The organism is Amycolatopsis sp. NPDC043889 (genome assembly GCF_056435645.1).
The window spans coordinates 129448-153085 of sequence record NZ_JBWKEC010000007.1 but is presented as its reverse complement, the minus strand read 5'-3'; the positions used below and the strand labels follow the sequence as shown (position 1 = coordinate 153085).

The 23638-nt window shown below is 67.9% G+C and carries 20 protein-coding genes; 8 read left to right on the top strand and 12 right to left on the bottom strand.

From position 1 onward, the window contains the following. Positions 1-158 precede the first annotated feature (158 nt). A complete protein-coding gene (locus tag AC0685_RS16475) occupies positions 159-920 on the top strand; it encodes a site-2 protease family protein (protein ID WP_478226409.1) in 762 nt (253 codons plus the stop codon). On the opposite strand, the gene AC0685_RS16470 is transcribed toward AC0685_RS16475, so the two are convergent. From AC0685_RS16470 to mshB, 3 genes are read right to left on the bottom strand one after another with little or no spacing between them, the layout of a single operon-like run. Then, positions 904-1710 carry a hypothetical protein gene (locus AC0685_RS16470; RefSeq protein WP_378443474.1) on the bottom strand — a complete coding sequence of 269 codons (807 nt, stop codon included), beginning with the start codon at positions 1708-1710 and terminating at the stop codon, positions 904-906. The genes AC0685_RS16475 and AC0685_RS16470 overlap by 17 nt on opposite strands. Continuing rightward, positions 1703-2119: a hypothetical protein gene (locus AC0685_RS16465; protein ID WP_478226281.1), complete on the bottom strand. Its 417-nt coding sequence runs from the start codon at positions 2117-2119 to the stop codon at positions 1703-1705. The genes AC0685_RS16470 and AC0685_RS16465 overlap by 8 nt, the downstream gene beginning before the upstream one ends. Continuing rightward, positions 2116-2958: an N-acetyl-1-D-myo-inositol-2-amino-2-deoxy-alpha-D-glucopyranoside deacetylase gene (gene mshB / locus AC0685_RS16460; protein ID WP_478226280.1), complete on the bottom strand. Its 843-nt coding sequence runs from the start codon at positions 2956-2958 to the stop codon at positions 2116-2118. Before mshB ends, AC0685_RS16465 begins: the two co-directional genes overlap by 4 nt. A gap of 197 nt (positions 2959-3155) precedes the next feature. Between mshB and AC0685_RS16455 the strand changes: the two genes are divergently transcribed. After that, positions 3156-4934: an ABC transporter ATP-binding protein gene (locus AC0685_RS16455; RefSeq protein ID WP_340687136.1), complete on the top strand. Its 1779-nt coding sequence runs from the start codon at positions 3156-3158 to the stop codon at positions 4932-4934. A 414-nt stretch (positions 4935-5348) separates the two neighbouring features. Here AC0685_RS16455 and AC0685_RS16450 read toward each other — a convergent pair whose 3' ends face one another. The 5 genes from AC0685_RS16450 to typA form a co-directional block, all read right to left on the bottom strand. Beyond that, positions 5349-6278, bottom strand: a complete 930-nt coding sequence (locus AC0685_RS16450) for an ABC transporter permease (RefSeq protein WP_478226279.1) — start codon at positions 6276-6278, stop codon at positions 5349-5351. Further along, a complete protein-coding gene (locus AC0685_RS16445) occupies positions 6271-7287 on the bottom strand; it encodes an ABC transporter permease (RefSeq protein WP_478226408.1) in 1017 nt (338 codons plus the stop codon). Before AC0685_RS16445 ends, AC0685_RS16450 begins: the two co-directional genes overlap by 8 nt. Positions 7288-7468: 181 nt before the next feature. Next, complete coding sequence (locus AC0685_RS16440) at positions 7469-9274, bottom strand: ABC transporter family substrate-binding protein (protein ID WP_478226278.1); 1806 nt, start codon at positions 9272-9274, stop codon at positions 7469-7471. Positions 9275-9561: 287 nt separating this feature from the next. Next, on the bottom strand, positions 9562-11271 hold the full coding sequence (locus tag AC0685_RS16435; RefSeq protein WP_478226407.1) for an ABC transporter family substrate-binding protein: 1710 nt from the start codon (positions 11269-11271) through the stop codon (positions 9562-9564). Positions 11272-11872: 601 nt separating this feature from the next. Beyond that, positions 11873-13795, bottom strand: coding sequence for a translational GTPase TypA (typA, locus tag AC0685_RS16430; protein WP_034305906.1), 1923 nt, complete (start codon positions 13793-13795; stop codon positions 11873-11875). Between the two features lie 195 nt (positions 13796-13990). Here typA and AC0685_RS16425 point away from each other — a divergent pair, with 195 nt between their 5' ends. Then, positions 13991-14149 carry a hypothetical protein gene (locus tag AC0685_RS16425; protein WP_007028942.1) on the top strand — a complete coding sequence of 53 codons (159 nt, stop codon included), beginning with the start codon at positions 13991-13993 and terminating at the stop codon, positions 14147-14149. Between the two features lie 7 nt (positions 14150-14156). On the opposite strand, the gene AC0685_RS16420 is transcribed toward AC0685_RS16425, so the two are convergent. Further along, positions 14157-14456 (bottom strand): YciI family protein, encoded by a 300-nt coding sequence (locus AC0685_RS16420; RefSeq protein WP_478226277.1) that lies wholly within the window; start codon positions 14454-14456, stop codon positions 14157-14159. Between the two features lie 331 nt (positions 14457-14787). Between AC0685_RS16420 and trpS the strand changes: the two genes are divergently transcribed. Then, positions 14788-15753 (top strand): tryptophan--tRNA ligase, encoded by a 966-nt coding sequence (gene trpS, locus AC0685_RS16415; protein ID WP_478226276.1) that lies wholly within the window; start codon positions 14788-14790, stop codon positions 15751-15753. Between the two features lie 351 nt (positions 15754-16104). Here trpS and AC0685_RS16410 read toward each other — a convergent pair whose 3' ends face one another. From AC0685_RS16410 to AC0685_RS16400, 3 genes are all read right to left on the bottom strand, one after another. Further along, complete coding sequence (locus tag AC0685_RS16410) at positions 16105-16494, bottom strand: (deoxy)nucleoside triphosphate pyrophosphohydrolase (protein ID WP_478226275.1); 390 nt, start codon at positions 16492-16494, stop codon at positions 16105-16107. Between the two features lie 150 nt (positions 16495-16644). After that, positions 16645-17982: an ATP-binding protein gene (locus AC0685_RS16405; protein WP_478226274.1), complete on the bottom strand. Its 1338-nt coding sequence runs from the start codon at positions 17980-17982 to the stop codon at positions 16645-16647. After that, complete coding sequence (locus AC0685_RS16400; protein WP_478226273.1) at positions 17979-18707, bottom strand: response regulator transcription factor; 729 nt, start codon at positions 18705-18707, stop codon at positions 17979-17981. Before AC0685_RS16400 ends, AC0685_RS16405 begins: the two co-directional genes overlap by 4 nt. Positions 18708-18852: 145 nt before the next feature. Between AC0685_RS16400 and AC0685_RS16395 the strand changes: the two genes are divergently transcribed. The 4 genes from AC0685_RS16395 (at position 18853) to AC0685_RS16380 (ending at position 23516) form a co-directional block, all read left to right on the top strand. Further along, entirely contained in the window at positions 18853-19938 is a 1086-nt protein-coding gene (locus AC0685_RS16395; RefSeq protein WP_478226272.1) for a LolA family protein, read from the top strand. Then, positions 19935-20930 carry an ABC transporter ATP-binding protein gene (locus AC0685_RS16390; RefSeq protein ID WP_034305294.1) on the top strand — a complete coding sequence of 332 codons (996 nt, stop codon included), beginning with the start codon at positions 19935-19937 and terminating at the stop codon, positions 20928-20930. Before AC0685_RS16395 ends, AC0685_RS16390 begins: the two co-directional genes overlap by 4 nt. Beyond that, positions 20927-21796 carry an ABC transporter permease gene (locus AC0685_RS16385; RefSeq protein ID WP_478226271.1) on the top strand — a complete coding sequence of 290 codons (870 nt, stop codon included), beginning with the start codon at positions 20927-20929 and terminating at the stop codon, positions 21794-21796. The genes AC0685_RS16390 and AC0685_RS16385 overlap by 4 nt, the downstream gene beginning before the upstream one ends. Positions 21797-21944: 148 nt before the next feature. Next, the gene (locus AC0685_RS16380; protein WP_478226270.1) at positions 21945-23516 is read left to right on the top strand and encodes an alanine/glycine:cation symporter family protein; all 1572 of its coding nucleotides are present in this window, start codon (positions 21945-21947) and stop codon (positions 23514-23516) included. Positions 23517-23638: the final 122 nt, after the last annotated feature.

The following is a 23638-nucleotide window of genomic DNA, read 5'->3' as shown; positions in this document are numbered from 1 at the left end:
CCAGCGACGAATGACATCACTGTGATTACACCCGTGTAGTGCGGTCAGGTCAAGCGGAGTAGCGAGTTCGGGGGATACCCGCGCGCGGAAGCGCAAGGGGACACGCCGAGAACTTCACATCGGGCATACGGAAGACTGGAGGGGTGCAGAGATCAGCAGTGCGGCCAAGCCCGATCTTCCTCGGCATCCTCGCGGTCACCGCCCTGGGCGGTGTACTGGCGGCTTTCGGTGACACGACGACGATTTCCAGCCAGAAGTACGACCCGCTCATCATCACCGGCGTCGTCCTGCTCGTCGCCGGTGGCTGGGTGGCGTCACTGACGCTGCACGAGTTCGGCCACGCCGTAGTGGCGTTCCGGGGTGGTGACCACAGCGTCGCCCATAAGGGTTACCTCTCCATGGACGTCCGGAAATACACGGATCCGGCACTGTCCATCATCCTGCCCTTGGTATTCCTCATCATCGGCGGCATCCCGCTGCCGGGCGGCGCGGTCTGGATCGAACACGGACGCCTGCGGTCACGCGGTGTCCAGTCGTGGGTTTCGCTCGCCGGACCGCTGAGCAACCTCGCCGTCGGTGTCCTGCTGACCCTCGTCGTCGCGCTGGTGCCGATGGCGAGCGGCCTCGTGATCGGGCTCTCGTTCCTGGCGCTGCTTCAGATCGTCACGTTCATCCTGAACATCCTGCCGATCCCCGGCCTCGACGGCTGGGGCGCGATCGAGCCGTACCTTTCGCCCGGTGCGCGCGAGCTCGGTGCGAAGGTCCGGCCGTGGGCGCCGCTCGCGCTGTTCGCCGTGCTGTTCCTCGTACCCGGAGCCAGCTCATTGCTGTGGCAGGGCTCCTACGCGGTCTTCGACTCCGTCGGCGGCTTCACGCTCGCTGCCCAATACGGACAAGACGCGTTCATGTTCTGGAGGTGAGCTCGCCCTCGGGGTGCTCGGTGAACCACTCGTGCGCCCGCTTCCAGACGCGTTTGAGGCCGGACCGCTCGCCGAGGTAGTCGCCCGCCATGCCGACGACCGGCAGCTTCCCGAGCGCACGGTGGAAAAGACGGCCGCGAGGGCGCTTTTCCAGTTCGTCGACGATGCCGAGCAGACCACGGCCGAGGCGCCACAGCGTGCCGGCGGCCGCCTTCAGGGTGATCTTGCCGTGCTTCTTCTTGGCGTCGTCGAGTTCTTCGGTGAGCTTCGCCGCTTCGTCGTCTTCGGCGGCCTTGTCGTGTTCGGCGTGTTTGCCCGCCGCGATCACCGGATCGATGTCGCGTTCGAAGAGGACCCACGCGATCAGCCGGACGCGGGCGCCGACGTCGGTCACGCCGTACTCCCCCGCGATCGCGCACAGCAACACCCCCTGCGCCGCCGAACCGAGCGCGTCCTGCACGGGCAGCCGGTCGGCCAGCGCTCCGCCGAGGCCGGGGATCGCGGTGATCAGCGCGGTGAACCGGCCGACCCGGTTCACCCACCAGTCTGTCCGCTGGTAGTTCGACATCTCGGCCCACGCCGCGGTGCCGGGCACCTTGACCGAGGTGATCCCGTTGAGCAGCTTGTCCTTCAGTCCGGGCTCGACGCCGTCGAGATCCTCGTGGCGGCGCCCTCTGGCCTGGAGGCCGAACGGATCCGCGTCACGCAGCGCGTCGACCATCGGCCCGCAGGCACGGACGAACGGCCGCAGCACCGCCACGACCTGGCGGTCCGAAATCGCTTCACCCACCGCTGACTCCCTCCGCGGCTTTCGCCGCCCTTCCCAGACCACCACCCAGCGCCAGTGCTCCGGGCAGCGCCCCGCCGCCGATCAGCAGCAAGGCCCGCCAGTCCTGTATCAGCACCAGATCACCACCGGGTCCGGTCGCGCCCATTCCGAGTACGACTAGTACCCAGACGAGCAGCGGAATCACCGAAAAGGAGGGCCGCACCACCTTCGCGGTCGCCCGCACCAGCAGCGGGGTGGTGATCACCGCGAGCACCACGGTCACCGGCATGGGCGCGTCCCCGAGCTTCGGCAGCACGATCCCGTCGAGCCGGAGCGGCAGGAAGAACAGTTCGAGCAGTCCGAGCAGGAACGCGTCGAAGGTCAGCAGGGCCAGCAGCAGACGCTGCCGCGAGGTGAGCGGCGTGTTCACCTCGCGAGGCCCCCGAACAGATCGGCCGCTGTGCCTTCGGCCGGTCCGTATGCGAGCACGAAGTACTCGTCCGGGGTGATCGGCTGCGCGATGTCGTTGCTCAGCGCGAAGTGATCCGCGAGATGCGGCGGAGCGGGCACGCTGACCTGAGTCTCGTGCGCCCGCAGCGCGGCCGCCTTCGCCGGGATGTGCGCGCCGACGTCGAGGACGGTCGTGATGGTCTCGTCCGGCGTCACCGGCAGTTCGCCGTCTTCGGGGACTCGGAACGGGGAGCGCCCGCGCAGCGCGGCGAGGCCCGCCGCGACGGCGTCGCGGGAAGAAACCGTATGGAAGACCCGCTCGACCGACGCGGCCTTCGGCGCCGCTGCCATCGTGACCTCGTGCGCACGGATGTGGTCGGGGTGCCCGTAACCCCCGAAGGCGTCATACGTGACGACGACCTGGGGCCGGACCTCGTCGAGGATCTCGGCGAGCTGAGCCGCCTGCTCGTCGAGGTCGCCGCCGGAGAAGGCCCGCGGGTGGGCCGCCGACGGCGTCCCGGCCATACCCGAATCACGCCAGCGGCCGATGCCGCCGAGATACCGGTGCCGCGTGACGCCCAGCGCCGCGCAGGCCGACGCCAGCTCGCCCGCGCGGTAGCCGCCGAGCTGGTCCGAGGCCCACGAACCGAGACCGTCGAGGGACGGCGGGATGATCTCGCCTTCCTCACCGAGAGTGCACGTGACGACGGTCACTTCGACGCCTTCGGCGGCGTAACGCGCGATGGTGCCACCGGTGGTGATGCTCTCGTCGTCCGGATGGGCGTGCACGAGCAGCAATTTGGGCAGATCGGAGATCACGGCTTGAAGACTAATTCGAACACGGCGCGCTTTCCTTTATAGGGTGTCGGGAACGGAAGCCCCGAGCACCGACCTTAGTCGGGCGGCTCTCGGTTATCCTCGCGCACGTCCGAGGCACTCTTTACCGCCGAGGACGCGTTGACACCGTCACGGGCACTGCGCCGTGACTTATAAGTACCCCCACGAAGGGCATCTTGGTGAGCACTGAAGCAGCATCGTCGGACCTCGGCGGCGTGTCGGGTTCGGTTCTGTCCATCTCCGACCTGAGCGTCTCGTTCCCGACCGACGAGGGCGTGGTCAACGCCGTCAAGGGCATCGGTTTCGACGTCAAACCGGGTGAGATCGTCGCGGTGGTCGGCGAGTCCGGTTCCGGCAAGTCGGTGACCTCGATGTCGGTGCTCGGGCTGCTCCCGAAGACGAGCCGGATCGCGGGCGAGCTCCGCCTCGGCGACCGCAACCTGGCCGACCTCAAGGAGAAGGACCTCCAGAAGATCCGCGGCAACCAGGTCGCGATGATCTTCCAGGAGCCGATGACCGCGCTGAACCCGGTCTACACCGTCGGCTGGCAGCTGCGCGAGGCGCTCCGCTCGCACCAGGACATCTCGAAGGAAGCCGCCGACAAGCGCGCCATCGAGCTGCTGGAGATGGTCGGCATCCCGAACCCGCCGCTGCGCTTCAAGCAGTACCCGCACCAGCTCTCCGGCGGTCTGCGGCAGCGCGTCGTCATCGCGATGGCGATCTCGTGCGACCCGAAGGTCATCATCGCCGACGAGCCGACCACGGCGCTCGACGTCACCGTGCAGGCGGAGATCCTCGGCCTGCTGCGCAAGCTGCGTGACACCCTCAACACCGCGATCGTGCTGATCACGCACGACATGGGTGTCGTCGCCGACCTCGCCGACCGCGTGGTCGTGATGTACCAGGGCAACATCGTCGAAGAGGCGCCGGTGCGCGAGCTGTTCGCGTCGCCGTCGCAGGAGTACACCCGCAAGCTGCTCGCCGCGGTCCCCGTGCTCGGCCAGCGTCCGGAAGGCCGCCGCCTGCTCGAGGAGGGCATCTCCGCCGACAGCGACGAGGCCACGAAGATCGCCGAGGAGATCCGGCTCGAGGACTCCGAGCTCGCCGCGGTGATCGAGGAGAACGCGCCCGCGCTCGAAATCAAGAACCTCGTGCTGGAGTACCCCGGCCGTCGCGGCCAGGCGAAGAACCGGGCGGTGGACGACGTCTCGCTGAGCATCGCCAAGGGCGAGATCGTCGGCCTGGTCGGCGAGTCCGGTTCCGGCAAGTCGACCGTCGGCCGGTGCGCGATCCGCCTGCTGACCCCGACCGCGGGCACCGTGTCGATCGCGGGCAAGGACATCACGAACATGTCGAACAAGGAGCTGCGCCCGCTGCGCCGCTACTTCTCGATCGTGTTCCAGGACCCGGCGTCCACACTGGACCCGAAGATGACCATCGGCGAATCGATCGCCGAGCCGATGGTGCTGCACAAGTTCCTGCAGGGCAAGGCCCTGAACGAGCGTGTGGCGTCCCTTTTGGACAAGGTCGAGCTCGGCGGCCACTACCGCAACCGCTACCCGCACGAGCTGTCCGGCGGCCAGCGCCAGCGCGTCGCCATCGCGCGGGCGCTCTCGCTCGACCCGGCGCTGCTGATCGCGGACGAGCCGACCTCGGCGCTGGACGTGTCGGTGCAGGCGCGGGTGCTGGACCTGTTCCTGGACCTGCAGCGCTCGCTGCAGTTCGCCTGCCTGTTCATCAGCCACGACCTCGCCGTCGTCGACCTGCTGGCCGACCGCGTCGCGGTGATGCAGCACGGCAAGCTGGTCGAGGTCGGCACGCGTGACCAGGTGCTGCACTCGCCGCGCGAGGACTACACCCGTCGCCTGCTGTCGGCCGCCCCGGTCGCGGACCCGGTGCTGCAGGCCGAGCGGCGTGCGGCCTGGGAGGCGGGCAAGCTGGCCCCGGTGGCCGACTGACGTTTCCGTGAAGGCCTCCTTCACCGCGCTGGACGCGGTGAAGGAGGCCTTTGTGTATCTGGACGCCACTCGCGTGTCTGGAGCCGTAACTCACGTGATTGAAGGCGGCATTCGCGTGTCTGGAGCCGTAACTCGCGTGTCTCCGGACAGATGTGAGAGTTACGCCTCCAAGCACGCGAGTTACGGCTCTGATCACGCGAGTTACGGCTCCCGGTCCGTGAAGGCCTCCTTCCCTACCCTCAAAGTAGGGAAGGAGGCCTTCGCTCCTCTGGAGTCGCTAGAGGGACCTGGCAGCGTGTCCCGAAAGTGGCTTTCGCGACACCTGTCACGGTGCACGAATGCCCCGCAGCGCGTGAAGGCCCCCTTCCCTCGGCTGAGCCGAGGGAAGGGGGCCTTCACGCGCTAAAGAGGGCCTTACGCCTTCTGGCGGCGCTGCCGCGGGTCGAAAGCGTCCCGCAGGCCGTCACCGATGAAGTTGATCGTCAGCGAGATCAGCACCAGCACGACGAACGGGCCGAAGAACAGCGCCGGCCGCGCCTGGAGCTGCGCGTAGTTCTCGAGGATGACGCGGCCGAGCGACGTGTCCGGCAGTTGCACCCCGAGCCCGATGAACGACAGTGCCGCCTCGATCAGCACGGCCTGCGCGACCGCGAGGGTCGCGTTGACCGTGATGAGGCCGACCATGTTCGGCACCAGGTGCTTGAACACGATGTGGAACGTCCCCGCGCCGGACGCGCGGGCGGCGTCCACGAACTCGCGCTGGGACAGCGACATCGCTTCGGCCCTGGCGATACGGGCGATCGGCATCCAGCCGAAGGAGGCCAGCACCAACGCGACGATGTACCAAGCACCGCCGCCGAACACCTTCGCCAGGATGGCGGCGGCGGCGATCTGCGGGATGATCAGGAACAGGTCCGTGACACGTGAGATCGCCGAATCGGTGAAGCCGCGCAGATATCCCGCCATGGCCCCGAAAACGGTGCCGATGGTGGTGGCGACGAGCGACACGATGAGCGCGATCAGCAACGAGTACTGCGTGCCGCGCAGGATCTGCGACACCATCTCCTTGCCGACCTGTGTCGTCCCGAGCGGATAGTCCGCACTGGGCCTGGCGAACGACGGGAAGGAACTGTCCTCGTAGTCGTACGGCCAGAAGATCGGCATGATCAACACGGTCAGCACCAGGAGCAGCAGCACCCCCGTGCAGACCATCGCCAGCTTGTGCCGCAGGAACTTGCGCAGGACCAGCTTGCCCTGGCTACGCGGCTCCGGCAGGGCTTCGGGGGGAAGCTTGCCTTCGGCGGCGGCGTCATCCGCCTCGATGAGGGAGTTCAAGTCAGCCAACGCGAATCCTCGGGTCCAGGATGCCGTACATCAGGTCGGCGATCAGGTTGGCGACGATGATGCTGGTGGCGATGACCACGAGCCAGCCCATCATCACCTGCGGATCGCTCTTGGTCACGGCTTCGACAAGCAGCTTGCCCATGCCATTCCAGTTGAACACCGTCTCGGTGATGATCGCGCCCGAGAGCACGGCACCGAAGTTGACGGAGAACAAGGTGGTCACCGGAATGAGAGCGTTTCGGAAGGCGTGCCGGAAGATGACCCGCCCATTGGGGAGGCCCTTGGCGCGCGCTGTCCGGACGTAGTCCGCGTTCAGCGTCTCCAGCATCGAAGCCCGCTGGAACCGGCTGTACGCGGCGAAGCTGATCGCCATGATGGACAGCGTCGGCAGCAGGTACGCACCGACATAGCTGGCGAGGAAACCACCCGGACCGTCGAAGTTCAGCGATTCCGGGCTGGTGGTCCGGATCCACGGGTTACCGAGAACATCGGTAAGGCCCAGATCACGGACCCAGCCGTTGACCTCGATCGCGGAGTTCTTCAGCACGATCGCGACGCAGAAGATCGGCATCGAGAACAGCAGGAACGCCACCGTCGTGGCGATGTAGTCGATGATCGAGTACTGCTTGACCGCCGCGACGACACCGACGAGAACGCCGAGTGCCAGCGCGAGCAGTTCCGCACCGATCACCAGCTTGGCGGTGACCTCGAACGCGGCGACGACCTTCGGGAACACCGGGGCCAGCGCGTTGCCCTGGGCGATCGAGATGCCCCAGTCGCCCGTCACGAACGCGCCGAGCCAGTCGAAGTACCGAAGGACGATGTTCTTGTCGAGACCGAGCTGACTGGCGACCTGGTTCAAGGTCTCCTGACTCATGGCAGGATTGCTTCTCAGCTCGCCCAGCGGGTCGCCGGTGCCGGCGACCATGACGAAACACAGGAAAGTCCCGACCAGCAGGACGGGAATCGATATCGCCAGACGGCGAAGAATGTAGATCACCAGGTTCAACGAACTGCTCCTCATCCGGGCCTGGCCGCCGAAGTGCTGGACCGCTGCCCGGTTGTCCACCGTAGTGGCGGTAACCCTACGGTCAACAGCTACTTCCGGCGGGTACGGGGCCCGGCTTTTGGCCGGACCCCGTACCACCTCCGATTGCGTAAGCGAGTGGTGAAAAAGCGGGGCGGAAGCCCTACTTCTTCTGCTCCCACTCACCGACGTTCCACAGGACACCGTTGTACGACTGCATGTAAGTGCGGTCGATGCCCTTGAACGCCCACATGGACGGGGTCTGGAACAGCGGCAGCGTCGCGTACTCGTCCGCGATCGCCTGGTCGGCCTTCTGGTAGTTCTCCAGCTGCACGGCCTCGTCGGTGGCCTTCACGGCCGCCTCGAAGGACGAGTCGATCGTCGGGTTCGACAGCCCCTGGTAGTTCTGGCTGCTGTCGTCGACACGGGTGATGTAGATCGACTTCTGCTCGGCCTTGAACGGAGCGGCGGACCAGCCGAAGAGCGCGACGTCGTAGTCGCCCGCCGCGAGACGGCCACCCTTCAGGAAGTTGGCGTCCGTTTCGTCGGTGATCTCGATACCGGCGAGCTTGGCCTGCGAGATGACGATCTCGACGGTCTGCGTACGACGGGCGTTCTGGTTGTGCGTGATCTTGAACGACGCGCGCTGGCCGTCCTTGGCGAAGATGCCGTCGGCGCCCTTGACCCAGCCGGCGTCGGTCAGCGTCTTGGCCGCGGCCTCGGCGCCCAGACCGGCCTTGCTGCTGTACAGGTCCTTGAAGCCCTGCTCACCTGGCATGAACACGATGCTGTTCAGCGGGGTCGCGTCGGCCTGGACCTCCTTGAGCAGCTTGTCGGTGATCTCCTGGCGGTTGACGACCTCGAAGAACGCCTTGCGCAGCGACTTGTCCTTGAACATGCGCTTGTAGTTCAGGTCGAAGTGCTCGAAGGTCAGCTGCGAGGCCGAACCGTAGGTGATGCCCTGGGCCGCGAGGCCCTTCATGGTGTTCGCCGCGGTGGCGTCCGGCTGGGTCGAAGCGGCGATGTCGATCTCACCGTTCTGCAGCGCGGTCGCCATGGCCTTGGTGTCCTCCATCGCCTTCACGACGATCTTGGAGGGGCCACCCTTGCCACCGATCCAGTTCGGGTTCTTCTCGAGCGTGACGGCCTTCTGGTTGGCGTCGAACGCGGTGATCTTGTACGGACCCGAACCCGGCATGTCCTCGGCCTTGAAGCCCTTGAACCCGTTGGTCCAGAAGTCACCGGCCTTCGTCAGCTGGGCCGCGTCACTGGTCGGGGTCAGCTTGGTGATGTCGGCGACGCCCGAGTTCTTCTCGACGATGTGCGCGGGCATGATCGCCGTCGAGTTGAACAGGCCCTTGTAGTCCAGGTACGGCTCGGTGTACTTGGTCTCGAAGGTCAGGTCGTCCTTGCAGGTCGCCTCGTTGATCAGCGAGTAGCCGGTGGTCGAAGCGGCGAGGAAGGCCTGCTTGCCGTCGGCGGTCTTCGCCTTGCCGGAGTGCGCCAGCCACGACAGGTACATGTCGTCGCAGTCGAACGCCTCGTTGTCCGACCACTTGACGTTCGGCTTGATCTTGTAGACGACGGTCTGCGGCTCCTTGGAGGTGACCTCCCAGGAGTCGAACACGTCGTTGTTCAGCAGCACCTTGTTGTTGCCGTCGAGCACGTCGGCGCCCGCGAGCACGGCGGTCAGGATGTAGGTGTTGTACGACGAGTTGGTGTCAGGCGTGTCGTTGTTGTAGCCCGAGTACCCGTCGTCGATGCCCACCGTGACGGTGCCTTCGTACCCCGGGGTGTCCGCGAGCTTGAAGTTTTCGCCGTTCTGCGCCTTGCCGGTCGCCATGCTCTTGATGTCGGTCGATGACCCGTTGGGGTCGGTACTGCCGCTGTCGCCACCGCTGCATGCGCTCAGCGCAAGCGCGGAGGCCGCGACCAGCGACCAGGCGGAGACTGCCTTGGACTTCCTCATGAAGTGTGCCCTCCTAGCACTGGGTTCCTGAGATCGGAACAGGACCCCACACCGCTCCGGTGAGATGGCCCGGAGCCTATGACACGCCAAGCAACACTCATTTGGCGCACTGCCGGTGCACGCTAGAAAGGAAATGCACGAACAGTCACCAGTTACGGAGGGATCGTGACCAAAGGGTAACTTGCGGCTGACATCAAGAAATACAGTGGTTACCTTGAGGAATCAGTCCACCACTCGAACGTGCCGGGAAACGTCACCCTCCAGGGTCCGACTCGGACTCGAAACGGCTACTTCGGACCCCGTGTCCAGTTCACCGCGGACCCGAAAGGGCCCACCATAGGAGGACCAGCGGTTACTCCGGAAATACCAGAGCCGATGGCGAGGGTATCGGCCAGCTGGAACAACGGAATGGCAACATTCCGACGCCACAATTCCGGTTCCAGGGCCGAAAGCGTGTCGGCCACCGAGGTGGCGCCGGTCAGCGCGGCGTCGATCGGGGCCTGCAGGGCCGGATCGCAGAAGCCCAGCGGGTTCCCCGGGACGACGGCCTTGGTCTTGTCGGTGAGCTGATCCGGACGGCAGCCGAAGGTGGACGCCAGCGCCGAAGCGACGTCCGCACCGCCGGTGACCTGGCCGATCACCGCGATGTCGATACCGACGTTGCCCGCGCCCTCCGGCGTCGTCTGCTGGATCCCGTTGAGCACCGGCATGGCCAGCATCGTCGAGAAGAGCTCCCTCGGCTGCGGGGCGATCGCGTTGACCTCGATCCCCGCGGCCACCAGTTGCGCCGTCAGCTCCTTGGCGATCGTCGCGTACGGCTCCTGTTTGGCGGGCGAGGCCACGACCAGCGAAAGGTTCTTCCCGTTCTTCCGCCAGGTGCCCGCTTCCTTGGTGTATCCGGCGGATTTGAGCAGTTCCTCGCCCTTGGCGGGATCCGCCGCCGACGGCGGGCCGGGGGCCGGGATCGTCGGCTGGAAACCGGGAGCCGACGGGACGCGGACCTGCGCGTCGGCGCGGAGCTTGTCGGACGGCCCGCCGTCGGTCGCCTCGGTGATCAGCTTGCCGCGGTCGATCAGCGCGGTGACGCCTTCGCGCACCTGGGGATCCGACAGCGTCGAGCTCACCGGCCGAAGGAGGATCTGCGCGACCGTGGGACGCGCGACCGTGTGCAACTGGACGGCGGAGCCGAGCTCGCCGAGCCGTTTGAGGCCGGTGCCGTCGGTCCTGGTCATCGCGAACTGGTCGTTGCCGCTGCGCAGGGCGGCCAGTGTGCCGTCCTGATCGGCCGCACGGAGCACGATCCGGTCGAGGGCGGAGGGTTTCTCCCAATAGCGCTCGTTGCGCTCCAGGGTGATCTCTCCGCGCGCGGTGTCGAGTCCCTTGATCGAGTACGGGCCGCCCACCGCCGGGAACGTCGTCGCCAGCGCGCCCTGCCACCCGTTCGGGGCGTCCTTGAGCAGATGCGCGGGCAGGAGGTTGCCGAAGAGCGTCTGCCAGCCCGGATACGGCTTCGCGAAGGTGACCTCGACCCGCTTGCCGCCCTCACGCGACTGGATATCCGAGATCAGCCGGTAGCCGGCGGCGCCGATGACGCCCGGCTGGTCGCGCATCGCCTCGCGGAGATAGGCGAAGTCCTCGGCGGCGATCGGCGCGCTGTCGGACCAGGAGGCGTCCGGGCGGATCGTGTACGCGACCGTGAACGGCTGCTGCGAGACGACCTCGGCGGACTTCATCAGGTTCTTGTCCAGCTCGAAGCTTCCGTCGTCCTTCGGGCGGAACACCGACGGGAGCAGCAGTTGCGAAAGCGCCGACGTGACCTGGGAAGCGTCGGCGAGGTTGTGCGGGTTGTAGCCGCCGAGGACGGCGTCGACACCCACGACCACCTGCGAAGGCGTCTTCGTGGTCGACGTGCTCACCGGGGAGGCCGAGGAGCTGACCACGGGCGGGGGTGGGGTGTTGCTGCAGGCGGCGAGGAGCACGGCCGCGCACGCCAGCATGGACGCCGCTGTGGTCGGTGACCGCACGCCTGGATCCTCCTGGTTTGTCCCTCGCCTGGTCGCCATAGAGCTATCACGCCGGCCATGGCCTCGGCAGCGAGATTCCCATATCGGCCCGGCCGTCGCCCGACCGGATGCCGTCCTCCTCCGGTGGACGTCCGGGAGGCCCCCGGGGTTCCTGCCGAGCCGAGGCTTTTCGGACGCGCCGAAGCGCGCTCGCGCGGCAATCGGTTCCGCAAACCCGGAACATTCCGGAACGGCCGCCGGAATGTTCGCCAGCGCACGATTGATGTCCGAAACGATCGCGACCGGGAGTCCTATCCGGACGCATTTAGCGTCTTTTGTTTCGCGCCCGCCCGGAACCGCGTTCGCCGCCCGGCGCGCGTGGCCGCTCCGTCGCCGTTCCGTCCGGGTGTTCCGGTGATGTGAACACCGTCAGAAAAGGAGATCGGCTTTCCATCGAAATTGTCGGGAAAGGACCTTTCTTTAACGAAGAACGCCCGTCCGAATACGGTGCGTGACCACATTTGGACCCGCAAACGCCGGAGGGCGCCTACTCACGGTGAGTGAGCAGGCGCCCTCCGGCGTGGGACGAGCGGGGTCAGCCGCGGTTCTTGTTGCGGTTGCGCTCCTTGGCGCGCTGGTTGACGTCCAGCGTGACCTTGCGGATCCGGACGACGTCGGGGGCGACCTCGACGCACTCGTCGACGGAGCAGAACTCCAGCGCCTCCTCCAGGCCCATCTTGCGCGGGCGGGCCAGCGTCTCCATCACGTCGGCGGAGGACTGACGCATGTTGGTCAGCTTCTTCTCCTTGGTGATGTTGATGTCGAGGTCCTCGGCACGCGGGTTCTCGCCCACGACCATGCCCTCGTACACCTCGGCGCCCGGCTCCACGAAGAAGGTGCCGCGGTCGGCCAGCTGGATCATCGCGTACGCGGTGATCGGGCCGGACCGGTCGGCGACCAGCGAACCGGAGTGACGGGTGCGGATCTCGCCCGCCCACGGGAAGTACCCCTCGAACACGTGGTTCGCGATACCGGTGCCGCGGGTCTCGGTGAGGAAGTCGGTGCGGAAGCCGATCAGGCCGCGCGCCGGGAGGACGTAGTCGAGCTTGATGCGGCCGGTGCCGTGCCCGCCCATGTGCTCCATGCGGCCCTTGCGAGCGGCCAGCAGCTGCGTGATGCCGCCGAGGTGTTCCTCCGGGGAGTCGATCGACAGGCGCTCGAACGGCTCGTGCAGCTTGCCGTCGATCATCTTCGTGACCACCTGCGGCTTGCCGACGGTCAGCTCGAAGCCCTCGCGGCGCATCTGCTCGACGAGGATGGCCAGCGCCAGCTCGCCACGACCCTGGACCTCCCAGGTGTCGGGGCGCTCGGTCGGCAGGACACGGATCGAGACGTTACCGATCAGCTCCTGGTCCAGGCGCGCCTTCACCAGGCGGGCGGTGACCTTGTCGCCGCCGCTGCGGCCTGCCAGCGGCGAGGTGTTGACACCGATGGTCATCGAGATGGCGGGCTCGTCGACGGCGATCCGGGGCAGCGCCTCCGGGTTCTCGACGTCGGCGAGGGTGTCGCCGATGGTGATCTCCGGGATACCGGCGATGGCGACCAGCTCGCCCGCGCTCGCCTCGGTCGCCGGGACACGGGTGAGCGCCTCGGTGACCAGCAATTCGGAGATGCGGACGTTCTGGATGGTGCCGTCCTCGCGCATCCACGCCACCGTCTGGCCCTTGCGCAGGCTGCCGGAGTGGATGCGGATCAGCGCGATCCGGCCGAGGAAGTTGGAGGCGTCGAGGTTGGTGACCAGTGCGCGCAGCGGGCCTTCGCGGTCGGCGAAGGGCGGCGGCACGTGGCGCATCAGGGTCTCGAACAGCGGGTCGAGGTTCTCGCTCTCGGGCACCGCGCCGTCGGCGGGCTGCTCGAGGCTCGCCTTGCCCGCACGCGCGGAGGCGAAGACGACCGGGAGATCGAGGATCGCGTCGAGATCGGCGTCCTCGATGTCACCGGCCAGGTCGAGCAGGAGGTCGTGGGTCTCTTCGACGACCTCGGAGATCCGGGCGTCCGGCCGGTCGGTCTTGTTGACGACCAGGATGACCGGCAGGCCGGCTTCGAGGGTCTTGCGCAGCACGAACCGGGTCTGCGGAAGCGGGCCCTCGCTGGCGTCGACCAGCAGCACGACCCCGTCGACCATGGACAGGCCGCGCTCGACCTCGCCGCCGAAGTCGGCGTGACCGGGGGTGTCGATGACGTTGATCGTCACCATGCCCTCGTCGGTCTTGCGGCGGATGGAGGTGTTCTTCGCGAGAATGGTGATGCCCTTTTCCCGCTCGAGCTCCCCGGAGTCCATCACGCGATCGACGAGTTCGGCGCGTTCCTCGAAGGCGCCGGACTGCCGGAGCATCGCGTCGACGAGGGTCGTCTTGCCGTGGTCGACGTGTGCGACGATGGCGACGTTGCGCAGGTCGGGCCGGGTCTTGCCGGACGAGCGGCCGGCATCGACTGCGGTGGCGCTGGCTGCGGGCACGCGAAGGCTCCAAAGGTTTCAAGTTCGGGTGTGGTGCCCGCGCTCGCGCGTTCGAGACACGCCCGGCCGACTTTGGCCATACGCGGACCACACCAGGATACCTGTAGCCCGACTGTGAGCAGCCCCACGCCCCCAGATCGGTTAGGCTCACCTAACGTGTAGAGGTCGCCGACGCCGGTCGGAGAAGGAGCGCGAGTGGGCAAGAAACTACCCGATGACCCGCACAAGCTCGTGCGCAAATGGATGAAGTCCGGCAAGGTCAAGAAGAAATGCTGCCGGTCGAAGTCGAGGTGCGGCAAATGCCCCGTCCTCGCCCTGAAAAAGGCGAAGACGAAGATCGCGAAGGCCGCTTAGAAGATCGTCAATGCACCACCGCCTCGTTGATCGCCCGCAGCTCCGGCGCGGTCCTGGTCGGCGAGAACTCGATCACCTCGTAGGCGGCCATGTGCTTGATCGAGAAGGGGTCGGTCGCGAGGATCGCGTCCAGCTTTCCCCTGGCCATGGGCTTGGTGATGATCACGCCACCGATGCGCGGGTTGCGCCTGCCGGAGGCGAGGAAATTACCGTTCTCGTACTGTTTGGTCAGCCAGTCGGCGTGGTCCGGGAGCACGTAGTCGATTTCTTCGATGGGCGCGGTGTAGGTCAGCAGGACGACAAACATGAGTCGAAGGTAGACCCGCATCGCCAATATGACGGGTGTACTGCCTCGGCCGATATGAAGTGTTGACGCTACGTGCCCGTAATGAGTGAAATCACCCGCGTTTCGTCCTCTGGATGCGGTGGTTCGACGTCGAACCACCGCATCCAGAGGACGAAACGCGGGCCGCTCTGTAGGATGAGCCACATGCGCGCGCAGAACGCCCAGTGGTGGCCGCCCTCCGGCGGCCCCGAAGTCCTGCGCTGAACCAGACGCGCACCACCAGGCCGCCCCACCGGGCGGCCTTCTTCGTGCCCGGACCCCGGGCGGCCCGAATCCGGAAGGAAGAAGGCAGATGATCAGGTTGTCCGGGATCACCCCGTCCGGCCACGTCCACGTCGGGAACCACCTGGGGGCCGTCCGGCGCTGGGCGGACGAGGGCGGGCCGGACGACCTGTACTTCGTCTCCGACCTGCACGCCATGACCAACTCGCACAATCCGGCGAAGCTGCGTTCGATGGCCTCCGAACAGCTGGCCGTGCTGATCGCGGCCGGGATCGAGCCGGATCGCGTGTTCGTGCAGTCCGACATCGCCCGCGAGCTGGGCGCCCTCAACTGGGTCCTGGAGTGCACCTGCAACTACGGCGAGGCCGCCAGGATGATCCAGTTCAAGGAGAAGTCGAAGGGCCGGGCCGGAGTGCGGCTGTCCCTGCTGACCTATCCGGTGCTGATGGCGGCGGACATCCTGCTGCAGGGCGCGGACGAGGTCCCGGTCGGCGAGGACCAGCGGCAGCACGTCGAGCTGGCGCGAACGCTGGCGAAGCGGTTCAACTCCACCTACGGCGACGTGTTCACCATGCCGAAGGCGGCGCTGCCGCCCGCCGGCGCGCGGGTCATGGACCTCGCCGAGCCGACGCGGAAGATGTCGAAGTCGACGAAGGAAGAGGCGGGGGTGATCTTCGTCCTCGACGAGCCCGACCAGGTCCGCCGGAAGGTCAAGCGCGCGAAGACCGACGGCGGGTCGACACCGGCCTACGCGCCGGAAACCCGGCCGGGGATGGCGAACCTGCTGGACATCCTCGCGGCGTGCGTCAAGGAGAAGCCCGAGGACCTCGCCGACCGGTTCGACTCCTACGGCCAGGTCAAGGAGGCCGTCGCCGAGGCACTCATCGAGGAGTTGCGGCCGGTCCGGGAGCGCGCGCTGGCACTGCTGGCGGACCCGGGTGAGCTGGAGCGGGTGCGCAAGGCGGGTGCCGTCCGGGCGGCGGAACGGGGCGAGCACCGGCTCCAGTCCGCGCTGCGGCTCATCGGCGCCGGCTGAAGGTCCGCGAAGGCCTCCTTGAGGGACTCCGGGTCCCGGCGAAGTCGTCTATCCGCTGGTCGAGAGAGCGGTGGAGGACTCGTCACAACGGCCTGACACCTTCTCGACTGTCCACAGGGGACACCTTCGGGATGGCCGTACCCGATTCGGGCTTTTTGCGAAGGACTGTCGTGAGTGATAAAGAGGGTTAGAACCGTCCTTACCACTCACGACCCTCCGCAAAAACGTATATATAGGCATCAAACGGATATTCACCTGTCATCTGGCGTCCTTTGTGGACATCGCCCGGCACCGGCAGGCGTTTATGCGACTCTGCCGGGCCCCTGACCTTGGCGGCGGGGAAGGAGGCCTTCACGGACTTGCGAGCAGGGCGTGCAGGGCGGGCAGAAGGATCCGGTCGGCGGGCAGCCAGTCGAGGTCGTCGAGGTCGTGCGCGGAGATCCACCGGACGTCCTTGTGCTCAACCGCCCGCGGCTCGACCCCCGCGCTGACCAGCGAAGCGGCGTAGATCCGCAGCACCTTCCCCTTCGGCAGCGGCACGTCGTCCCCGACCCGGCCCGCGACCGTCACGGCGACGTCCAGCTCCTCCAGGCATTCCCGGGCCAAGGCGGCTTCGTCGCTTTCGCCGTCCTCGACCCGTCCGCCCGGCAGTTCCCATTGCCCGGCGTGGTCGGCGGGCCAAGCCCGCTGCTGCGCCAGCAGCTGTCCGTTCCGCACGATGGCGGCACCCACGATCACCACGCGCTCACCCTACGACCGCACGTGCCCGAACCCGGATCACGCGTGCTTGAACCCGGATCTCGCGTGCTTGAAGCCGGAAGACAGGTGTTCCGCCTCCAAGCACGTGTGTTCGGCCTTCAAGCACGCGTGTTCCGTGCCTGGGCACGCGAATCACGCCGAGGCGCCAGGCCGCGCCGCCTGCCAGACGACCTGGAAACGCGCCCCGCCATCGGGTGACTCACCGACGCGGACGCGGCCCCCTCGGCGGCGGACGGCCTCCGCGACCATCGCCAGCCCCAGCCCGGTGCCGCCGGACGACCGGGCCCGCGAATCGGACACGCGGTAGAACCGGTCGAACACCCGCTCCCGGTGTTCGGGCGCGATCCCCGGCCCGTCGTCGTCGACCACCACCCGCACGGTGGACCGCGCCGCCAGCACCGACACCACGATCTGGCCCCGCGCGTACCGGCAGGCGTTGCGCAGCAGGTTGCTCAGCACCAGCTCGACCTCGGCGTGCGTGGCCAGCGCCCACGCGGTCCCGACCGTGCCGCTCACCCGGATCTCCGGCGCGCCGGCGGGCATCCGCGCGACCGCGGCCCGCACCTCGCTCACCAGCTCGACGGGTTCCGCGGGCGGGACCTCCCCCGCGTCCGACCTCGCCAGCGCCAGCAGCCCGTCGAGCAGCGCGGAGAGCCGTTCCGCCTCCTCCAGGATGTCGGCGAGTGTCTCCTGCGAGAGGTCGGGATCGGGATTGGTGACCGCGACCTCGGCCTGCACGCGGATCGACGCGACCGGCGACCGGAGCTCGTGCGCGGCGTCCCCGGTGAACCGGCGAAGCCGCTCGGCGCCTTCCTCCTGCCTGGCCAGCAACGCGTTGAACTCCTCCGCCAGCGCGCGGAGTTCGTCGTGCGAATCCGGGAGCGGCAGCCGCGCGCCGGGCGGGAGCACCCGCACCGACCCGCGCATCCGCGCCACCGGCCGCAGCGCGAACCGCACCAGCAGCCACGTCGCGATCCCCGCACCCACCGCGCCGACGGACGCGACCACGAACAGCCACAGCCCGCCGGAGTGCACAGCGGTCCCGAAGCCGACCAAGCCCGCACCCGCGACGACGAGCCGTTGCTGCCCGTCGGGGGCGGTGACCACGGTGCCCGCCCACCGCCAGCTGTGCTCACCGCCGGTCGTGACGGGTTCGCCCGCCTTCAGCGCGCGGACGTCGGAAGGGCCGAGGTTCGCGGGCGGGAGGCCGTCCACCGGGCCGCCGCCGGTGTCGAGGACGCGGACGGTGACCGCCGATCCCGACGGCGCCCGTCCCGCGGCGACGTCGGCCTTCGCGGTTTCCAGCTGGGCACTCAGCTCGTCGTCGACCGAGCCGATCAGCAGCGGCTGGAGGTTGTCCCCCGCGACCGCCGCCAGCCCGAGCAGGAAACCGAGCGTGACCGTGGCCGTGAGCAGGGTGATCCGGACCTCCAGCGATCGGCGGCGCCACCAAGACGGCGAGCCGATCACCCCTGTCCCGCCGGGGCGATCACTTCGTCGAGCTGCGGGTCCGACGCCAGGTAACCGTGCCCGCGCACGGTCCGGACCAGCGCGCCCGCGCCGACCGCGTCGAGTTTGCGGCGCACGTAACCGACGTAGACCTCGACGACGTTCCGGGTCGCGGCCTGCTCGTCACCCCAGACGGCGCGCAGCAGCTCGTCCTTGGTGACGACCGTTCCCGCCCGGCCGGCCAGCACCTCCAGCAGCGCGAACTCACGGGGGCTGAACGCCACCTCGACGCCGTCGTAGCGGACCTGCCGCAGGCTCCGGTCGACTTCGAGCGCGCCGATGCGCAGCGGCCCGCGGATGGCCTCCGGCGAGGCCCGCCGCAGCACCGCGCGCACCTGTGCGACCAGGACGACGAACGAGAACGGTTTCACGAGGTAGCCGTCGGCACCGAGGTCGAGGCCGTCCGCCTGGTCGACCTCGCCGTCTTTCGCCGAAATCATCAGTACCGGTGTGGTGACACCGAGGGCGCGCAGGCGTTCGAGCACGCGGTAGCCGGAAAGGCCGGGGAGCATGATGTCGAGCAGGACGACGTCGAAGGACCCCGTCTGCGCGAGCCGCAGACCGCTGGGGCCGTCGGCCGCCGTGACCACGTCCATGTCCTCGGCGCGCAGCCCCCGCTGCAACGCCTTGCGCACGCCGGGCTCGTCGTCGACCACCAGTACTCGAGGTTTCACGTCCCTCATCATTCACGCTTCGACCAGCTCACGCGCGACCTCTCAGCGCCATCTCAGCTCCGGCGGCGGAGTCTGAGTGGTGTCTCAGCGTTTCCGGGGAAGCGTTGTCGCCAAGACCCGAGCACACTCCGGGTTCGGGGAAACAGGGAGAGACAGCATGGATCCGAAGAGGAAGGCCATCACCGCGGCGGTGGTGGGGACGGCTCTCGGCGTCGGCGGGCTCGTCGTCGTCGCGATGCCGGCCACCGCGGGCGACGCGCCCGTCTTGCCGCAGGTCAGCGCCGAAGAGCTGGTGCGGTCGACGCTCAACGCGAAGCCGTCGGCGTTCGACGGGAAGGTCAAGGTCAGCAACGACCTCGGCCTGCCGCAGGTCGGCAGCACCCTGCCCGGTGTATCGGCGCTTAACATCGACTCGGCGCAGGTTTCGACCGACGGCACGGGCAAGAGCAAGATCTCGCTCACCGAGGGTTCCAGCCAGCAGACCATCGTCCGGAACGGCCAGACCGTCTGGGAGTACGACTCCAAGGACAACTCGGCCACCAAGGTGACCATCCCGGCCGATCTGGCCAAGGAGCACCAGGACAAGGCCCAGACCGTCGACCCGGCCTCGGTCGCCTCGGAACTGCTCGCCAAGGTGCGCGAGAGCAGCACGATCGCCGTCGACGGGACGGCCTCGGTGGCGAACCGGGCCGCGTACGAACTGGTGCTGACCCCGAAGCCGACCGAGCGGACGCTCCTGCGCGAGATCCGCGTCGCGATCGACGACCAGACCCGGCTGCCGCTGCGGGTCACGGTGCTGGCCAACGGCACGTCCGCCCCGGCGTTCGAGGCTTCGTTCAGCGAGATCAACTTCGCGGCCCAGCCCGGGTCGAACTTCGAGTTCACCCCGCCCAAGGGCGCGAAGGTGACCGAGAAGACGGCCGAGGTCGACCCGAAGAACCGTGAGCTGGCCGAGCAGGCGAAGTCCGAGATCAAGGTCGTCGGCGACGGCTGGGACACCGCGATCACCGGCAAGATCCCGGCCGACGCGCTGGCGAAGGCCGGCGAGGCCAAGGACGAGCAGGGCCGCCAGGTCGACCCGAAGGCGCTGCTTTCACGGTTCGCCAAGCCGGTCAGCGGTGCCTGGGGCAGCGGCTGGCTGGTGACCACCAAGGTCGGCACCGGCGTACTGACCGACGACGGCCGCTACGCCGTCGGCGCGGTGCCGGAGCAGGTCCTCTTCGAGGCCTTGGCCGCGAAGTGACCACCACGTTCGAAGCCGGAGCGGACGCTTCCCAGGAGGCGTCCGCTCCGGCGGTACCCATGGCGGCCCGCACCAGGGGCCTGCGCAAGGTCTACGGCCGTACGGTGGCCGTGGACCACGTCGATCTCGACGTCCCCGAAGGCGCCGTGCTGGGGATGCTCGGCCCCAACGGTTCGGGCAAGACGACGACCATCCGGATGCTGCTCGGTCTCGTGCGGCCGACCGAGGGCGAGGTCGAACTCTTCGGCAAACGGATGCCCGACGAGGCGGCGCACGCGTTGCCCGATGTCGGCGCGCTGGTCGAGGGGCCGGGTTTCCACCCTTTTCTCTCCGGGCGGGAGAACCTGCTGCGCGTGGCCGCGGCCGAACCGCGGCTGGCCTCGGCGGGAATCCCCGGAGCGGTCGACGCGGCGCTTGAGCGCGTCGGCCTGACCGGCGCCGCCACCCGGCGCTACAAGGGCTATTCGCTGGGGATGAAGCAGCGGATGGGGCTGGCGAGCGCGCTGCTCGTGCCAAGGCGGATGGTCGTGCTCGACGAGCCGACGAACGGCCTCGATCCGGCGGGCACCAGGGAGATCCGCCGGATCATCGGCGAACTGCACGCCGACGGCGTCACCGTGCTGGTGTCGTCGCATCTGCTGGCGGAGGTCGAGGCGACCTGCACGCACGTCGCGGTGCTCCAGTCCGGGAACGTGATCGCCCAGGGCGAGCTCTCGGAACTGCTGGAGTCGGGGAACGCGGCGCTGCTGGTGCGGACGCCGGACGCCGAACTAGCGGTGGAGACGTTGCGGGAGAACAGGATCGGCAGCAGGCTCACGCCGGACGGCGTCCGCGTCGACCTGACCGCCGCCGAAGCCCCCGACGTGCTGCGTCATCTGGTGACGGCCGGAGTGGCCGTGCACGAGGCGGCGAGGGCGCGGACCGGACTCGAAGACCTGTTCGCCCGGCTGACCCAGCCGGAGTCCACTGTAGACGGTGAGGGGGAGTCGTGACCCACGCTCTGGCCGCGGCACCCGCGGCACGGACCGGGCAGGACACTGTCGGCCTGCTCCGGCTGTATCGCGCCGAACTGCGCTGGATCTTCCGGCGGCCCCGCACGCTCGCCGTACTGGGCCTGCTCGCGTTGATCCCGGTGATCATCGGGGTCGCGCTGACGTTCGTCGACGCTTCGGAAACGAGCGGCGGACGGGATGGCGCGCTGCTCGCTTCCGCGGTCAACAACGGCTTCATCCTGCCGGTCGCGGCACTGACCATGACACTGGGGTTGCTGCTCCCCCTCGCTTCGGCGATGGCCGGGGCGGACGCGATCGCCGGCGAGGCGGCCCACGGGACGCTGCGCGGCTGGCTGATCGCGCCGGTCGGCCGGGGCAGGCTGCTCGCGATCAAGGCGTTCGGCGTCGCGACGGTTTCGACGATCGCCGTACTGGCCATGACGTTCACCGGATTCGTCACCGGCCTGCTCATCAGCGGCACCGACTCGATGTTCACCCTCACCGGCTCGACGCTGAGCGTCTGGGACGCGCTGGGCCGCGTCCTGCTCGTGGCCGCGTGGGTGGTCCTGCAACTGTGGGCGGTCGGCGCGGTCGCGCTCGCGATCTCGGCGTTCACCGAACATCCGATGCTGGTCGTCGCCTCGGTGCTGGCCGGGACGATCGTGTTCACCATCCTCGGTTTCCTGGACGCGGTGTCGTGGCTGCATCCGTTCCTGCTCAACGAGAACTGGTCGCAGGCGCCCGCATCGGTGTTGATGGACCCGGTGGACACCGCGTTGCTCGGCGAAGGGGCACTGCGCGCTGCCTGCTACATCGCCATCGGGCTCTCGATCGCCTACGCGCGACTGACCACCCGGGACGGCTGAAGGATCCACGACCTCCGCGCTCAGTTGAGCGCGGAGGTCGAGCGGACACCGGGCCAACCTTAAGGGAACCCTGTCAGCAGGTAACGAACCACAGACTAATCGGCCACACCCTTGTGCACTCGGTCCGGTTTGTGTCGACTTGTCCCCCATGTTCCAGACAACGTGGTCCCTGCCACATCCCCTGTCCGCATCCGACCAGGTGCTCGCCGCGGAAAGTGGCATGCTGTCGGGGATCGAGAACACGATCAACAGCGTGTTCAAACCGATCTCCGACGCAGTGTCCGGCTTCGTGTTCGCCGAGGTCACCGTCTTCGGCGTCACCTTCCCCTGGATCGTCGCCTGGCTGGTCGTCGCCGCGGCCGCCTTCACCGTCTACTTCGGCTTCGTCCAGTTCCGGGCCTTCCGCCTCGCCACCCAGATCGCCCGCGGCCAGTTCACCCGCCCGGACGAGCCCGGCGAGATCTCCCACTTCCAGGCCCTCAGCTCGGCCCTGTCCGGCACGGTCGGCCTCGGCAATATCGCCGGTGTCGGCGTCGCGGTCACCATCGGCGGAGCCGGTGCCACCTTCTGGATGATCATCTGCGGTCTCCTGGGCATGTGCACCAAGTTCGTCGAGTGCACGCTCGGGGTGAAATACCGCGAGGTGCACGCCGACGGGACCGTTTCCGGCGGCCCGATGCACTACCTGCGCCGAGGTATCGCCGAACGCTTCCCCACCAAGGGCGGACGCACTCTCGGCAAGATCCTCGCGGCGGGCGCGGCGGTGATGATCCTGTTCTTCGGCATCGCCGGCGGCAACATGTTCCAGGCCAACCAGAGCTTCGCTCAGCTGCGCAACGTCACCGGCGGTGACGAAGGCTTCCTCGGCGGCGACGGCGCGGCCCTGATCTTCGGGATAGCACTCGCCGTCTTCGTCGGCCTCGTGATCGCCGGCGGTATCAAGTCCATCGGCGCGGTGACCAGCAAGCTCGTGCCCACCATGGGCATCGTCTACGTGGTCGCCTGCCTGGTCGTCATCGGCGCCAACATCACCTCGGTGCCCGCCGCCTTCGGCGAGATCATCAGCGGCGCGTTCGCTCCCGAAGGTGTGGCCGGTGGCGCCATCGGCGCGCTGATCGTGGGTTTCCAGCGTGCGGCGTTCTCCAACGAGGCCGGTCTGGGCTCCGCCCCCATCGCGCACTCCGCCGTCCGGACCAAGCACCCGATCACCGAAGGTTACGTGGCTCTGCTCGAGCCGTTCGTCGACACCGTGATCGTGTGCACCATGACCGCGCTGACGGTGATCATCGCCAAAACCCAGTTCTGGACCGACGCCAAGGCCACCGTGGCCGCGGGCGGCCCCACCCCGGACGGGGTGACGGTCACCTCCGAATCGTTCGCCAGCGCGCTGCCTTGGTTCCCCTACGTGCTCACCGTGGCCGTGGTGCTCTTCGCCGTGTCCACCATCATCACGTGGGGTTACTACGGACAGAAGGCCTGGACCTACCTGTTCGGCAAGAGCGCGCTCAGTGAGCGGCTCTATCACGTGGTGTTCTGCCTGTTCGTGGTGGTGGGGTCGGTGCTCACCCTCGGCAGTGTCCTGGACTTCGCCGACGCCGTCCTGTTCCTGCTCGCGCTGTTCAACATCATCGGGCTCTACCTGCTCGCCCCGGTCGTCAAACGGGAAATGACCAACTACCGCCAGCGCCGCCGTGAGGGAGAGGTCGTCCGCGTCAAGTGACCCGCGGGTGCGTGAGGCCTTGTCCGGCCTCACGCACCGCGAAGCGGCACCAGGTTTCGGCGCCCGCCACTCCGGGTATTTGGTCCCGACGACCCGAGCCGTCCGGATCTGCCGCCGACGCC